Annotated in this window: 19 protein-coding genes; 18 read left to right on the forward strand and 1 reads right to left on the reverse strand. The window is 54.0% G+C overall.

All coding sequences use genetic code 11. From position 1 onward, the window contains the following. Positions 1-17: 17 nt before the first annotated feature. The 18 genes from CHH67_RS22500 (at position 18) to CHH67_RS22580 (ending at position 13,764) form a co-directional block, all read left to right on the forward strand. The gene (locus CHH67_RS22500; protein ID WP_095267608.1) at positions 18-791 is read left to right on the forward strand and encodes a single-stranded DNA-binding protein; all 774 of its coding nucleotides are present in this window, start codon (positions 18-20) and stop codon (positions 789-791) included. Between the two features lie 45 nt (positions 792-836). After that, a complete protein-coding gene (locus tag CHH67_RS22505) occupies positions 837-1,262 on the forward strand; it encodes a hypothetical protein (RefSeq protein ID WP_095267609.1) in 426 nt (141 codons plus the stop codon). Continuing rightward, positions 1,262-1,507 (forward strand): hypothetical protein, encoded by a 246-nt coding sequence (locus CHH67_RS22510; protein WP_095267610.1) that lies wholly within the window; start codon positions 1,262-1,264, stop codon positions 1,505-1,507. The genes CHH67_RS22505 and CHH67_RS22510 overlap by 1 nt, the downstream gene beginning before the upstream one ends. A gap of 2 nt (positions 1,508-1,509) precedes the next feature. Further along, a complete protein-coding gene (locus CHH67_RS22515) occupies positions 1,510-2,880 on the forward strand; it encodes a hypothetical protein (protein ID WP_095267611.1) in 1,371 nt (456 codons plus the stop codon). 128 nt (positions 2,881-3,008) lie between these two features. Then, positions 3,009-5,135 carry a DNA polymerase gene (locus CHH67_RS22520; RefSeq protein WP_095267612.1) on the forward strand — a complete coding sequence of 709 codons (2,127 nt, stop codon included), beginning with the start codon at positions 3,009-3,011 and terminating at the stop codon, positions 5,133-5,135. Beyond that, entirely contained in the window at positions 5,135-5,269 is a 135-nt protein-coding gene (locus CHH67_RS27135; RefSeq protein WP_280523066.1) for a hypothetical protein, read from the forward strand. Before CHH67_RS22520 ends, CHH67_RS27135 begins: the two co-directional genes overlap by 1 nt. 410 nt (positions 5,270-5,679) lie before the next feature. Continuing rightward, complete coding sequence (locus CHH67_RS22525; protein WP_244908302.1) at positions 5,680-6,465, forward strand: hypothetical protein; 786 nt, start codon at positions 5,680-5,682, stop codon at positions 6,463-6,465. Continuing rightward, positions 6,465-6,686: a hypothetical protein gene (locus CHH67_RS22530; RefSeq protein WP_095267614.1), complete on the forward strand. Its 222-nt coding sequence runs from the start codon at positions 6,465-6,467 to the stop codon at positions 6,684-6,686. The genes CHH67_RS22525 and CHH67_RS22530 overlap by 1 nt, the downstream gene beginning before the upstream one ends. Further along, a complete protein-coding gene (locus CHH67_RS22535; RefSeq protein ID WP_095267615.1) occupies positions 6,664-7,206 on the forward strand; it encodes a crossover junction endodeoxyribonuclease RuvC in 543 nt (180 codons plus the stop codon). Before CHH67_RS22530 ends, CHH67_RS22535 begins: the two co-directional genes overlap by 23 nt. Next, a complete protein-coding gene (locus CHH67_RS22540; RefSeq protein WP_095267616.1) occupies positions 7,199-7,423 on the forward strand; it encodes a hypothetical protein in 225 nt (74 codons plus the stop codon). The genes CHH67_RS22535 and CHH67_RS22540 overlap by 8 nt, the downstream gene beginning before the upstream one ends. Then, positions 7,420-7,569, forward strand: coding sequence for a hypothetical protein (locus CHH67_RS26350; protein WP_179292203.1), 150 nt, complete (start codon positions 7,420-7,422; stop codon positions 7,567-7,569). Before CHH67_RS22540 ends, CHH67_RS26350 begins: the two co-directional genes overlap by 4 nt. Before the next feature lie 3 nt (positions 7,570-7,572). Next, the gene (locus CHH67_RS22545) at positions 7,573-9,888 is read left to right on the forward strand and encodes a ribonucleoside-diphosphate reductase subunit alpha (protein ID WP_095267617.1); all 2,316 of its coding nucleotides are present in this window, start codon (positions 7,573-7,575) and stop codon (positions 9,886-9,888) included. Between the two features lie 69 nt (positions 9,889-9,957). Next, a complete protein-coding gene (gene thyX / locus CHH67_RS22550; protein ID WP_095267618.1) occupies positions 9,958-10,761 on the forward strand; it encodes an FAD-dependent thymidylate synthase in 804 nt (267 codons plus the stop codon). A gap of 2 nt (positions 10,762-10,763) precedes the next feature. Next, positions 10,764-11,219, forward strand: coding sequence for a 3D domain-containing protein (locus tag CHH67_RS22555; protein WP_244908304.1), 456 nt, complete (start codon positions 10,764-10,766; stop codon positions 11,217-11,219). Positions 11,220-11,249: 30 nt separating this feature from the next. After that, positions 11,250-11,627, forward strand: coding sequence for a hypothetical protein (locus CHH67_RS22560; RefSeq protein ID WP_144029307.1), 378 nt, complete (start codon positions 11,250-11,252; stop codon positions 11,625-11,627). Further along, positions 11,627-11,839 (forward strand): hypothetical protein, encoded by a 213-nt coding sequence (locus CHH67_RS26925; RefSeq protein ID WP_095267621.1) that lies wholly within the window; start codon positions 11,627-11,629, stop codon positions 11,837-11,839. Before CHH67_RS22560 ends, CHH67_RS26925 begins: the two co-directional genes overlap by 1 nt. Then, on the forward strand, positions 11,836-12,408 hold the full coding sequence (locus CHH67_RS22570; protein WP_095267622.1) for a nucleoside/nucleotide kinase family protein: 573 nt from the start codon (positions 11,836-11,838) through the stop codon (positions 12,406-12,408). The genes CHH67_RS26925 and CHH67_RS22570 overlap by 4 nt, the downstream gene beginning before the upstream one ends. Before the next feature lie 201 nt (positions 12,409-12,609). After that, complete coding sequence (locus tag CHH67_RS22580; RefSeq protein WP_179292204.1) at positions 12,610-13,764, forward strand: phosphoadenosine phosphosulfate reductase family protein; 1,155 nt, start codon at positions 12,610-12,612, stop codon at positions 13,762-13,764. Here the strand turns inward: CHH67_RS22580 and CHH67_RS22585 are convergent. Beyond that, positions 13,761-14,093, reverse strand: coding sequence for a hypothetical protein (locus tag CHH67_RS22585; protein ID WP_095267625.1), 333 nt, complete (start codon positions 14,091-14,093; stop codon positions 13,761-13,763). The genes CHH67_RS22580 and CHH67_RS22585 overlap by 4 nt on opposite strands. Between the last annotated feature and the right edge of the window lie 15 nt (positions 14,094-14,108).

The raw sequence follows: 14,108 nt of genomic DNA on the forward strand, positions 1-14,108 counted from the left end.
GAGAGGAAAGTGATCGAATGTCCATTCGCGATCAATTGAAGAAGCGCGAGGAAGAACGCAACACTCCGAAAGGGAACGGTCTTAACGATGGGCTGCCGGAAGGAGTCACGCGATATGTTCGTCTTGGAGCCGAGCTGAAAGACGGGCGCCAGTTCGTAATGCTTGCGGATCCCGATAGTTGGTTCTTCTACTATTGCCACGAGGACGGAGATTTCGCGACGCGGGCGACATATGTACGGAAGCATACGTGCCTCCATTCTCCGAAAGCAGTCGGCGCTAATTTTGCCGCGTATCAAAAGCCGAACGGCGGCGCCTGCATCTCGTGCAAAGCGAAGGCCAAGCGGAAACTTTACTTCATGATTCCGGTGTTTGATCTCGAATATAAGACGTGGCGCGTTCTGGACGTTAAGGAGTTCCACGTGAACAACCTGATCGGCGACTACGACAAACTCGAAAAGGCTGCGAAGAAGTTCAACAAGGATTACACGATTGTCGGCGACGTGATCAAAATCGGTAAGACTTCCGACGGCAAGTCGTATTCTCTCGAATCTGGCGACGCAGAAGTACCGGCCGAGGCTGCGCAGTTTATCGGATTCGCGTTCCCGTACGAAGAACTCGCAAACTTCCGGGAAGAGGACGATATCATCGCGCTGCTGAACGAAGCCGATTCGGACCACATCGAAAAGTCCGTACTTCCTGTCGGAGAGTCTTCGGAATCCCCAGGCGAAGGCACTGACGCAACGCCAACGGACGATGACGCGCCACCTACAACGGAAGAACTCGGATTCTGAACGGAGGGGCGCAGCGTTTCCCCTCCTTCAAATAAACAGAAAGCGGTGATTTATACGGCACATATTAGCGAAGTTGTCGGTAAGTATTCGGAGTTAGTGGCGCAGATTGCGCTCCTGGCGAACGGATGGCGCGTACACGAGTCGAAAACGGCGGAAGCCTACGACATCCTTGCGACGGATCCAGTTAGCGGAGAGTTCGCGAAGATTCAAGTCAAAACGATTCGGCAACGGATGGACCGCGGTGGCGATCTAGTTGTATACGCGAAGAAAGGTAACGGGACGGCCTACGATCGAGCCGACGCCGATCTGATAATTGGTGTCTGGGTGATCGAAGGTGAAGCGCCGCGTGTGTTTATTTTCGAGAATAGATTGTGCGGAGAGTATTGGGCATCTGAGGCGCGTGCCTCCGAGAGGTGGATCGAATTGCCTCTCGCCCTCAATCGGTCGATCTACGAACAGGAGAGCGCATAATGAACGTTAAAGGCAGCGTCTATCGTGCTGACATATTTGACCGTTTCCGCCCGCCAGATGAGCCGGCCGTCGTCGCCAACTGTGCGCAATGTGACGGCGAGATTTACGCTGGTGACGAGGTCAAACGTACACCCGACGGCGAGACTCTGCATAACGGGTACGGATACGACTGCGCAAAGGAATACGCTGACTTGCGAACATTTAACGCAATGGGAACGATTAATATCCGAGGGGAGATCGATTAAATATGGCGAAATTGACTAACGTTAAGTATCCGAATGAGGTTGTCGAAATTGAAGGCGTGCAGTATCGGAAAGTGGATCGCGAAGCATTGGCGGGGGACGTCGTTAAGATTACGGATGAGGACGTTCCGGGCTACGTAATTGACGGTGGGTTTTACGAAGTCACTCGGATTGATTCCCACGGTGATCCGCAAATTGCCGATGAGGATGGCGACGAGTTCGACCTTGGCTGTACTGACTTCGATGTCTATGAAAAGCTGGCTGTTGGTTACCGTGAGGTCAAACGTAAAGCCAACCCAGGCGAGAGAATCAGGATTGTCGATCGTTGGTCGGCCGCCGATCCGTACGGAAACGAGGCAGAATTGACCGTTAAGTCACGACTAGACGCGTTTCGCGTGATGGCCGAGTTTGGTGGAAAGGACGTCATCGTTAATGACAAGGAGTACGTCGTCCTTGAACCGGTTAATCGCGGCGAACCAGCACCGCAGCTTGAGCGCCTCACGGTTGGTGATTACGCGAAAGTTATCGCCGCTACTAACGGCCTCGTTAGTCGCAACGAAATCGTTAAGATCGTCGCATATGACGAGACGGCAGCTCCGTTCAGAATCGAATCACTCAGCGGAGAGTACCGCGGGTGGGAATACGCGGAATCGCTGGTCCGCGCAACCGAGGCGGAAGTCGAGGCCGCAAGAAAGGCCGTTAAAATCGGCGAGTTTGTAAATGGCGGCTATGCGGTAGTGGTCGACCCGCGTAAATCGGTCGCGATGGGTGGCTTCCTCGTCGGGGATTACGTAGAGGTCGCCTTCAATGGAGATAGAGTCAGCGTACTCAGCGTGCGGAGAAAGGACGGTCTTGTCGGATACTGCAACGCAGACGCACTCCGCAAGGTGACGCGTGAGGAATACGAAGAGGCAACGAAGCCGAAGCCGGCGTTTAACGTAGGTGATTACGCCAAAGTCATCGCTGACAACTTCGAACACCGCGTCGGACATATCGTTCAGATTACTGGAGACGAGCCTTCTTATTCGGAGTTTGACTTCGCTGTTAAGCGCATCACCTACGGAGGGGACGGATACATTGCCGCTAAGAACATCGAAAAGATCAGCGCAGAGGAAGTCGCACGCATCGAAGAGGAAGCGAAGTGGGCGGCGATCGGACGGAAGGTCGGCGAGTTTAGGCGAGGTGATTTTGTTGCTGGGGAACATCGCGAAGATGGCGTTGTTTCAGGCAGCGTTGAGTACTTAGGATCCGAACTGCTCGGTGTGCGTGCTACTTCTGGTAGTTACTACGTCGTAGTCAGATCGACAGTAAAACTAATCGTTCCCGTCGGGCAGCGTTTTGACCTTTCGGAAGGAGGCGCTGACATATCGAAATAAAACTTTCGCTTAATCGTCCGGACGACAGCGCAGCGAAAGCGACAGCGCGCGAAGCAGTCAAAGCGGCGGCCAAGCGGAAGAAAGACGCATCCGAATCGTTAGAAGACGCATGGGAACGTATCCTCGCGATGAAAAATTCGGACGCAGACCGAGCGAAATTGCTTGCGGTTAAGAGCGCTATGGAGACGGGTGTTACAGGCAGACATCCGTCCGGCGCCGGCAAGCGTTTTAGCAAAGCGGAAGCACTCCGGATTTACGAGGATCTACGCGAGAAGATGCGTACAGACACTCTCCGCGAAATGGTCGAGAATACGCCGAAAAACTACTTTCTGATTAACAGCGAGAAGTTACTGGCGCGACTCAACGAAAGGCTTCGGAATGAAACGGAAGTGGCGGTCGATACGGAGACAACCGGCGTTGACGTATACACTGACGTAATCGTCGGCATATCACTAACGCTGCCGTCCGTAAGCATACCGCCGCTCGCCGAGACGGGTATGCACGTATACATTCCGGTCATGCACGATGAGGGCGAACAGCTTTCGCGAGAATACGTTCTGGACGAATTGCGCTGGTTCCTTTACGACGAAGGCATCGGCAAGATTCTCCATAACGCCATATTCGATATCGCAATGTTCAGGCGGCACGGCTACGATCTGCGCGGCGTTAAATGGGATACGATGACCGCGATGCACTTACTTAACGAAAACGAGCCGTCGTTCCGCTTAAAGGACCTTGCGCCAAAATATCTCGGAGTCGAGTCGGACACGTTCGCGGAACTATTCGGTAAGACGCCGTTTAACGAGATTCCGTTAGACATTGCGCTTGCATATGCGGCAAAGGATACCGATTTGACCTGGCGCCTCTACCAATTCCAGCGCAAGCACTTCGCCTCACTTCCGACTGTACTCGAATATTACGAAACGGTTGAGGTTCCGCTGCTCTACGTAATCGTGGACCTCGAAGCTAACGGATATATCCTCGATTTGGACTTCGCGAAAGAGTACGGGGAGCAGTTGCGGAAGCGTGCGGATGAACTACACGTCAAACTTCTCGCTGAACTATCGCCATATCACGAAGGAGATGGCGAGCTTAACCTTAACTCTCCGCCGCAGATGAAGGTTGCGCTTTCGAAATCGATCGGACGCGAACTCCCGAATATGGACGCTAAGAAAACGTTAAAGCCACTTGCGGAAAAATACGAGGTGATCAAACTCCTCCTGGAATACCGCAAGATAACGAAACTCAGCGGAACATATATCGACGCGCTGCCGACGAAGCAGAATCCGACAACCAAGCGCTGGCATTCACGATTTAATCCGATGGGAACTGTTACCGGCCGATTCAGCTCCGGAAAGGATGAGGACGCGGAGGATTCGAATCAGTTCAACGTTCAAAACCAGCCGTATGAGGCGCGCAAGATGTTCATGGCGCCGGATGGTAAGGTGTTAGTATCCGCAGACTTTAAGGCGCAGGAGATTCGTTGTACGGCGTACTTATCCGGCGAGCCGGTCCTGATCGAAGCGTTCGAAAAGGGAATCGATCCCTACGCAAACATGGCGAGCATGTATTACAAGCGTCCTTATCACGAAGTCAATAAGTTGCCAAACGGCGAGGATACGCCCGAACGTACGGCGATGAAGGTCGTATGGCTCGCGACATTGTACGGTATGAGCGACTATTCGCTGGCGGAGATGCTCGGACTCAAGAAGGCGGAAGCTACCGCGTTCAAGGAAGAACTGTTCAGCGGAATGCCGAAATTGTCCGCGTGGCTTAAAGCCAACGAGGAGCATGTCGCGAAGTACGGTTTCGTTTGGGCGGATAAGCAGCAGCGGAAACGTCGCCTGCCCGACGGTAAACTCAAGCGCAAAAACATCCCGTACGGAAAGTGGAACGATCCGAAATACGATGAGTGGCGCAAACATAACGCTAAGATTAACCGAGCTATGCGCCAGGGAACGAATGCTCGCGTACAAGGAAGCTCCGCCATCCAGACGAAAGTGACGATGATTAAGGCGCACGAGGAATGCAAAAAGCGTGAAGGATGGGCGCTTTGGGGAACGATTCACGACGAGTTGGTATTCGAAATCCCCGAAGACTTTACGCGTGAGGATATCGCGACGATCGAACGCATTATGACGCAATCCTATCGGTGGGGTACTGTCGCCAACGGCACAGATATTGCGATTATGAAGCGCTGGGGTAAGGGCGTAACGCCTGATGAATGGTTCCGGCAGAAGGAGGGCGGCGCCTAATGACGTACCAATGTCCGAAATGCCGCTGCGATATCCGCACACTTGACGACGAATACGGAGACCACGGTTGCCCTTGCGGATGGGAGCCGTACGAGGCGTACGGGTGGAAAGTAATTTCGAAGGAGGCGACGTAGTGGCGACGCACATCCGCTTAGATAACCACGCAGCCTACGTTTTCCGGCGCGAACCTGGCGACATATTCTTCTGCACAAAGTCGCGAGACGGGAGCGTAGTTGTAGGCGGAAAATATTCGGAGGACTTCGTGCGGATATTCTCGCAGGCGAAGTTTAACGTAATCATCACAAATTAGGAGGCGGTTTTCATTACGCAATCAATCGCGGATAAAATAGCGCAAGACTTTACGGAATATCTCAACGCCTGGCACTCGGCACCCGAAGTATACGACGACGCTCTCGACGCGCAAATTCATCGCTGGTATGCCGATTACCTGACTGACAAAAAGCGCAAGGTATGGCCGCCGCGAGGCATTCCGTACTTCTCGCCGTCCTCGGCCAACGCTGATCCACGCGGCCTATACGAAAAGATGCTCGGAGCAAAGCGCGAGTCAGGTGAAAGGCCGCCGCACCAAGGGCGCCAGGTTCGAATCGGAACGGCGATCGGCGATATCATTCAGCGCGACATCTTATTCGCGGAGAAACATATGGGCGAAAATCCACCGTTCCAATTCGAGCGCAACGACCGCGGCGAGCCGATGTTCGAGGAGTTCGCGAAGAAGAACGCAGTTATCGAACACGACGGCAAGCAGTTCGCCATTTACGGAACCTGCGACGGCATTATGCGCTACGTCTCGGAGGACGGCGAAGTGCTACGCGTTGGTCTCGAAGTCAAATCGAAACAAACGACATACGCAGCCACATCCGGATATTCCATGCGTAACGGCGCGAAGGAAGACCACGTTAAGCAGTGCGTCTGTTATTCGATCATGTACGACGTTGACTACTACGTCATCCTCTACGTAAACGGTTCGCGGAAGGCGTGGGAAATGACGCCAGAAGAGTTCGAAAAGAATCCGGATATCGCGGTGTTCGGCCTGCACATTACGGATGAGATGCGCGACGAGGTACTCGACCACTTCGCGTCAATTGTGGCGGCAGCCGAAGCCGGCAAGCCTCCGAAACTCGACATCGGTAAGTGGACGTTCAACGATTTCAAACGAAGAATCGCGACCACCTTAACGGACGAGGAAGTCGCGGAGATCGAACGCAAGGTAAGCGCGATTCAACGGTCGGGACTGCCTGACTGGAAGAAACGGAACGCGGCCGGAGTGCTTGCGGAAATCATGGAACTACGAAAGGGAGGCGCGGCTTAATGCGAATTTTTAATCGAATTATCAACGGGTTTATATACGTCGGACTGTGCGGAGGTGCCGCGCTTGGATCCGTATTCGTGTTCGAACTAATTTTTGGCGCGAATCAACCGTTCCTGCAGCGTGTTGTAGTCGGAGTCCTTGCGGCGCTCGGATTCTTGGCTGGGGCGCTAGGTACAGGCGAAAAGGAGGCGGAGAAATCTGGCGAAGACAACGCGCAGTAAAGAACCGCCGCAGCTACACGCCGGCCTCGACTTATCGCTAACATCACCGGGATTTGCCGTTATTGAGGTGCGCAACAGGCAGGCGCATCTCATAGCGACATCCAACGTTAAGACAGTCGCAGACGAGGCGCAGCCATTGCGGTACGAAGTTATCGAAGCGCACGCGCTACTCTTCTTCCGCAAGCACTCCGGCCTAACTACGATAGTCCGCGAGATATGGCCGCCGTCCAGAAACTTCGCGCAGAACGATAAGGTTCACGGCGCCTGGTCCGCAGTCGACCGCGCCTTATCCCGTCTCGGCCTTGAAGTAACGGTCAATCTCGCGCCACCAACCGTTAAGAAGACGTTGTGCGGTTCGGGCAGCGCGGATAAAAAGGAAGTGGCCGCGGCCGTCCGGAGAATATGCCGGCTTCCTGACGACTACAAGTTCGCTACGGACGATGAAAGTGATGCGGCGGCGATCGTGCTTGCGCATCTGATACGTGAAAATCTAATAGACGGAGGTAATGTGAATGGATAATCAAGGTGGAGGTATCGGTATTTTGGGACTCCTCGGTATTGTATTCGTGACCTTGAAGCTTACTGGCGTGATCGACTGGTCCTGGTGGTGGGTGACGCTGCCGTTTTGGGGTGGCCTGGCGCTCGCCTTAGTAATTGCGCTTATCAGTCTTATCGCTTATGGTATCGCGTCCGGAGTCGAAGCGAACAAGCGCGAGAGACGGCGTAGAAACAGATGACCCGCGCCGACATTGTCAATTATCTCCACTATGAACGCGATCGGCTCATCGAAGTGATCCGCATTCACGAAGAGGAAGTCGCAAGATACAACGCAAGACTCGCGCAGATTGAGCGCCAAATAGAAAAATACGAAACGGAGCGATGACATATCACGAGCACACCGCAATATGTAACGAAGCCAAACAACCGCCGTCTAACGTTCGACCCTGCCCGCCTGTCCACGTTTGCCGACCGGATTCTCTCCGGTCTGGCTGGCGTAGATAAAACGCAACTCCTTCGCGGTGTTAACGCCAAGCTGCGCACCGAATCCGTATCAGGCGAAGAGATTACGCAAGCCTTCGCAATGTCCGCGCTCGAACTCGTAACGAAGGAGGCGCCCGAATGGAAGTTCGCGGCCGCCCGTGCGTTATTGACATCGCTATATAAGAAGGCCGCGGTCAATCGGCGATACAAGGCGTACAGCGACCGGCCGTATGGCGCGTTCTATCCGCTGATTAGCGAATTAGTGTCGAAGGGCGTCTATCGCGAGGAATTGTTGACCGCCTACACGCCGGAACAAATTGCGGAGCTTGGCGAATGTATCGATTATAAGCGCGATTTACTGTTCGACTATATCGGATTGCTGACGCTGCAGGAGCGCTATCTCGCTACGGACTTCGACGGACGCGTGATGGAGCTACCGCAAGAACGATACATGGTGATCGCGATGTTCCTTATGCAAAATGAACCGGCCGACAAGCGCCTGGATCTCGTCAAAGAAGCGTATTGGGCGATGTCGAACCTGTACATGACGGTCGCAACGCCTACGCTATCGAATGCGGGCAAAGCAACAGGCGGCCAGTTATCGTCGTGCTTTATCGATACGGTCGACGATTCGCTTGAAGGCATATTCGATTCCAATACGGACGTGGCGCGCCTTTCGAAAATGGGCGGCGGCATCGGCGTTTATCTCGGCAAGGTGCGCGCCAGAGGATCGGACATTCGCGGCCACAAAAACACGTCAAGCGGCGTCATTCCGTGGATTCGGCAGCTTAACAATACGGCCGTCAGCGTTGACCAGCTCGGCACGCGTAAAGGCGCAATTGCCGTCTATCTCGACGTATTCCATAAGGATATTCTCGCGTTCCTCGACCTCAAGCTGAATAACGGAGACGAGCGGATGCGTGCGCACGATATTTTCCACGGCGTCTGCATTCCGGATCTCTTCATGGAAACGGTGGAGAAGCGCGGCGATTGGGCGCTATTCTGTCCGCACGAAGTCCGGTCACTCTTCGGATGGGGCCTCGAAGACTTTTACGATGAGGAAGTCGGCGCCGGCTCGTTCCGCGAGAAGTACGCCGAAGCGCTTGCTCATCCGTTGTTGCCGCGAATTACCGTACCGGCAATCGATATCATGAAACGGATCATGAAGTCGCAGCTTGAGACCGGGACTCCGTACATGTTTTATCGGGATACGGTTAACCGCGCCAATCCGAACAGTCATCGCGGCATGATCTACTCTTCGAACTTGTGTACGGAAATCATGCAGAACCAATCACCGACCGTAACCGAGTCGGAAGAACTCGTTATGAGGGACGGCCAGACGCGAATCGTAATCACGAAAGTCCCAGGCGACTTCGTCGTATGCAATCTGTCGTCGATTAACCTCGCACGAGCTGTTCCGGCCAGCGTACTCGATCGCTTAATTCCGATTCAGGTCCGCATGCTCGATAACGTTATCGATATCAACAATATCGAAATCCTGCAGGCGCAACATACGAATCAACAGTACCGCGCAGTCGGACTCGGTACGTTCGGACTCCACCATCTACTCGCGCTTGAAGGTATCCGCTGGGAGTCGGACGAAGCCGTCGCATATAACGACCGCCTGTACGAAGACATCGCGTATCTAACGATTAAGGCAAGCGCTGACCTGGCGAAAGAGAAGGGCGCATACCCAGCGTTCGAGGGTAGCGAATGGCATAGCGGAGAGTATTTCGTTAAACGCGGCTATATCGATGAGAACGCCGAGTCCGTCAAAGAGTCCGATAAGTGGGCGCAATTGACGCTGCAGGTCGTCCAGCACGGTATTCGCAACGGGTATCTGCTCGCGATCGCACCTAACGGGTCAACGTCCATTATCGCAGGCTCGACCGCCAGCATCGACCCAATTTACGAGCTGCTGTCGTACGAGGAAAAGACAACGTATAAGATCGCTAATCCTGCGCCGGATCTCTCGCCAGCTACGATGTGGTACTACAAAACCGCGTTTACTATCGATCAACACTGGTCGATTAAGGCGGCCGCCGTACGGCAGAAACACGTTGACCAAGCGCAGTCATTCAACCTTTACGTGACACCGGACATTAAGGCGAGCGCATTCCTTGCGCTTCATTTAGACGCGTGGAGGTCCGGAATTAAGAGTACGTACTACATCCGGAGCCGCGCACTAACGATTGAAGAATGTGAGAGTTGCGCCAGCTAAATAACGAATCCACGGCTTCAACATTGTCACGGTTCATAAGCACTATCACACAAAGAAGGAGGTCGACAATTGAACGTTAAGCTAATCGCACACACGGTGTTATCAGACGAATTTACAGACGAAGTCCTAACGGCGCTCGCACCGAAACACGTTCCAAACGAACGCGCAGCCGTCGCCCTTACCGCAATCCGTACGTGTTACTCACCGCTTAAGCCGACGGAAATCGTCGCAAAGGAGGGCGCCAAGTATTTCGGTAATGCCGCGTCAGATGGCGAAGGCGGCACGGATGCGGATCGGCTATTCCGTCACATAACACGCAGCGGCCATACGTCCACGCTCGAGCATATCACGTATACGTTCGCGATCGAAGGCGTTAGCCGCGCGCTCCTTGCACAGCTCACACGTCACCGCCACATATCGTTCAGCGTGCAGAGTCAGCGCTATGTACGGATGGGGAGCGCGGACAAGATCGGCGGAATGGATTACGTGACGCCGCCGAGTATACAGGATCCGAACAAGACGGTCGTCTATTACGAAAGTTACACGAAATGGCTCGGGCTAAAAGCGAATACACCAGCGCAAGAGATATTCGACGATGCGATGGCCGTTGCGCAGGAAACTTACGACAGACTGCGCGAAGCCGGAGTCCCACCGGAAGACGCGCGCATGGTCCTCCCGAATGCCGCCGCCTGCAATCTCGTCATGACCGGAAACCTCCGCACGTTCCTCGATTTCTACGCGAAGAGACGGCCAGGCAACGGCGCTCAATGGGAAATCGCAGACTTAGCGGTTAAGATTCGCGACGAAATCGTAAAGGTTGATCCGTGGCTCGCGCCATATTTTAGCGAAAAGGAGGCGGTCACATCCGAGTAATCTTGACGGCAGCCATCGCTATATCTATCGCACTGACCTGCGTTGAGGCCACGAGCGCGGTAACGGCGGTATCCGGTGAAACAGGCAATCACCGGACCCCTCCGGATAAGGTTCCGTCTGAAACAACGCAAGAGTGGCGCACGTTCGAAGCGACCGCGTATATCGCTCTATGCGACACGGGATGCACCGGCATAACCGCAACCGGCCTAGATGTGCGCCAACACATTACGGTCGATGGGCGACGAGTCGTTGCGACTGATCCAGACGTTATTGCGATGGGCACAACGCTGACAATCCGCCTGGCTGACGGCACGGAAATCGATGCGATCGCTCTCGACACGGGCGGCGCTATTAAGGGGCGCAAAGTTGACGTCTTGATGGCGAATTTACACGACGCGAAGCAATTCGGAAGGCAAACGGTGGAGGTACGAATCGACGGCGCGTCGGGCGCTGAATAACGAATAGGGAGCGATTATATGAAGAAGTATTTGCGACGGAATCAAAGCGGTTCTGGTTTTACGGCAGGCAAACGGTACCGAATCGCAGAAGAAACGATGGGTTTCCGCGAAATGTGTTACGTAGTCTTTGACGACAGAGGCTCGCGCAATTACTTTACAATTGAGCCGGATAGCGACGGTAAGTCTTACCGCGACTGGTTTACGCTCGAAATCGACGAGGAGCCGCGTGTTGGTGACGTTGTTAAGCCGTACGCAGCACATGCGCAATGGGAGACGACGTTGACTAAGCGCCATTACGAAGAGGACGGAATTTACGGTAAGGCGTGGAAACATACGCACGATAGCGGATGGATAGGCGAGGACCAGGTTTATATTATCGACGACAGCCGCGAGGAGGTGGCGGCCTGATGATCGATACGTACGTCATCATTCGAAGGGATAACGGAGAATTAGCGCACAGCAAGGCGTACACAAGTATTCGTGACGCTAAACTCGCGCTCAAGTATCATCACGGCGGCCCGTTCGCCAGCCACTACGCGGTCGCAAAAGTAAGCGCCACGCCGTCCGCATTATTTACCGTACGGGCTGACGGAAAATGGACGGAGGTGACCGCCGAATGACGTATCCCCACATCGCAATTACCGGCTTACTCCGCAGTGGTAAGAACGCGGTCGCCGATTACTTGACACAAAATTACGGCTATACGCAATTCGCGTTTGGTGACGAACTCAAGCGCTACTATCACGAATTATTCGGTCCGTCCGAGACGAAGCCGCGCGAAGGCTATCAATGGTTCGGCCAGACGATGCGCGAACGTGACCCGGACATATGGGTGCGGAAGTGTTTCGAACGCATCAATGGCCGCGAGTATTTAGAGGATTATTGGGCGGAAATGTACGGGCTAAGATCGTTCCGCGCCGTGATCAGCGACCTCCGCCAGCCTAACGAGTTCGACCGCTGCCGCTCGGAAGGCTATACGATAATCCGCGTCACAGCACCGGAAGCCCTCCGCATCGATCGCGCCATTAAGTCCGCCGACAACTTCGCGCTGGCGGACCTGACTCACGACACCGAAAGCCACGTCGACAGTTTCGCCGTTGACTACGAAATCGTAAACGACGGCACGCTGGCGGATTTATACGCAAAAGTTGACGGGATTATCGGAGGGATGCGCGATGTCACCGCTTGATTCTTACCGGAACGCGTACAAAGCCGGCTACTTTTACGGGAGGATAGATGCGCTAAACGGCGCGCCATACGATGATAGGACGGTGTTAGAGCGCGGGCAATTGCTTTCAGAAGGGAATACGGTAGAGTGCAAAAATATACCGGAGTCGACGGGTGAAACAGGCAATCATCCGTCCTAAACTCCGCAATAGGAGGCGGTAAGTTGAATTTAGACGTGTACCGGACACTGACTAAGGAGCAGCCGAGAATACCGAAGGAAATTACGATTGAGAACGAAGAGTTCCACAACACGGCGACGCTCGAAGAGAAGGAGCAGTACGCGCTGGCTCTCATATTTTCCGCCATCCGTAAGGTCGTAGAGGAGCACGGCAAGGAAGCGCGCATAGTGGTCTCGTGTTCTTTCGGTATAGACTCGATCGTAACGTTGCATCTTGTTCGCAGGGCTGCGCGAGACCTGGGGGTGACGTTCGACGTCGTTTGGAACAATACGCTGAATGAGTACCCTCAAACTCGCAAATACGCTAAGGAAATGACGGAACTATGGGGACTTAATACGATCGAAGCGCGGCCTGAGACCACTCTTAAGAAGATATACGAAGAGAACGGTGTTGACTCGTTATTTAAGCGTAAAGGAGATCGTAGCGGCGAGGAGGGCAAGAAAGAACCGGTCGTCGAGAAGTGCTGCGGGTCTCTTAAGCACCGGCCGATGAAAAAGGCGATTAAGGATCACGGATGGCACTTAATGTTCAATGGGGTTCGAGCCGGCGAGAGCCGCCAAAGGTGGATGAGCGCCCGGCGAGACGCAGACCTGTTCTACTCATCGCATACTTGGAAAACGTGGGTGTGCCGGCCGATTCTATGGTGGACTTCTATGACTGACTCATTCAACTACGGAAACAGCCGACAGGAAGACGTATGGGAATACGTACGTAAATACGATATCCCGTACAATCCGCTATACGATCTCAACGCGGTCATCGACGACCGATTTACCGGAGCCGAGACGGTTGTTAAGCGCGAAGAAGCCGAACGGTTGTCGGCCGAAGGATTTAACGTATTTATGCCGCGGACAGGCTGCCAGGCGTGCCCGATACCGATTAAACGCGGCTATCTCCGTTACCTGCGTCAAGTGTTTCCGAAGACTTACCGCTCAATGCTCTTTCAGCTCGGATTTGCACGCGTGTTAATCGCCGAAATGGACGAAAAGGTCCGCGATGAGTTGTTCGAAGAGATGAGCGGATTCGGCGTCATAACGGAGAAGACGGAGGAAGCGATACTCGATCGGCTCGAGGATATTATCGAACTCAAGCCGTGTGTGTTCGATGGTGTGGGCGTCGTGAAGAAGCGCCGCGCTTAATTCTCCGCCCCAAACAGCAGCCAACCGTCCTGATCCGCAATGAATACGTAGCGTCGCGCCTCTTGTGGTATCTGCGTCTTACGGTAGAAATGCGCCGCCGACACGTAGCCGCGTTTATCTACGTTGGCTGCGGTCGGATCTGACGCAGAACTGGCGAGCCGGAGCGCGATTACTTGCGCTGTGCGGTCGTAGCCTAGCGTGACGCGGTTGCCGTTGCGTAAGTCATACAGCGCGATGATGTCCGATGACAGGCGCAGGCGGCGCTGCTTGTCCGTTGCGACGAACAAGTTGACGAGCGGAATTTCTTCGATATTAAAGCGTTGGTGCATCGTTATCACTCCTTT

It is taken from the genome of Paenibacillus campinasensis (assembly GCF_002272015.1).
GTDB classification, from domain to species: domain Bacteria; phylum Bacillota; class Bacilli; order Paenibacillales; family Paenibacillaceae; genus Paenibacillus_AQ; species Paenibacillus_AQ campinasensis.

Bases quoted from the DNA above. Each gene is read 5' to 3' on its own strand.
- CHH67_RS22500 (WP_095267608.1), top strand. From the start codon at position 18: ATGTCCATTCGCGATCAATTGAAGAAGCGCGAGGAAGAACGCAACACT.
- CHH67_RS26925 (WP_095267621.1), top strand. From the start codon at position 11,627: ATGATCGATACGTACGTCATCATTCGAAGGGATAACGGAGAATTAGCG.
- CHH67_RS22540 (WP_095267616.1), top strand. From the start codon at position 7,199: ATGGATAATCAAGGTGGAGGTATCGGTATTTTGGGACTCCTCGGTATT.
- CHH67_RS22510 (WP_095267610.1), top strand. From the start codon at position 1,262: ATGAACGTTAAAGGCAGCGTCTATCGTGCTGACATATTTGACCGTTTC.
- CHH67_RS26350 (WP_179292203.1), top strand. From the start codon at position 7,420: ATGACCCGCGCCGACATTGTCAATTATCTCCACTATGAACGCGATCGG.
- CHH67_RS22515 (WP_095267611.1), top strand. From the start codon at position 1,510: ATGGCGAAATTGACTAACGTTAAGTATCCGAATGAGGTTGTCGAAATT.
- CHH67_RS27135 (WP_280523066.1), top strand. From the start codon at position 5,135: ATGACGTACCAATGTCCGAAATGCCGCTGCGATATCCGCACACTTGAC.
- CHH67_RS22530 (WP_095267614.1), top strand. From the start codon at position 6,465: ATGCGAATTTTTAATCGAATTATCAACGGGTTTATATACGTCGGACTG.
- CHH67_RS22585 (WP_095267625.1), bottom strand. From the start codon at position 14,093: ATGCACCAACGCTTTAATATCGAAGAAATTCCGCTCGTCAACTTGTTC.
- CHH67_RS22525 (WP_244908302.1), top strand. From the start codon at position 5,680: ATGCTCGGAGCAAAGCGCGAGTCAGGTGAAAGGCCGCCGCACCAAGGG.
- CHH67_RS22520 (WP_095267612.1), top strand. From the start codon at position 3,009: ATGAAAAATTCGGACGCAGACCGAGCGAAATTGCTTGCGGTTAAGAGC.
- CHH67_RS22570 (WP_095267622.1), top strand. From the start codon at position 11,836: ATGACGTATCCCCACATCGCAATTACCGGCTTACTCCGCAGTGGTAAG.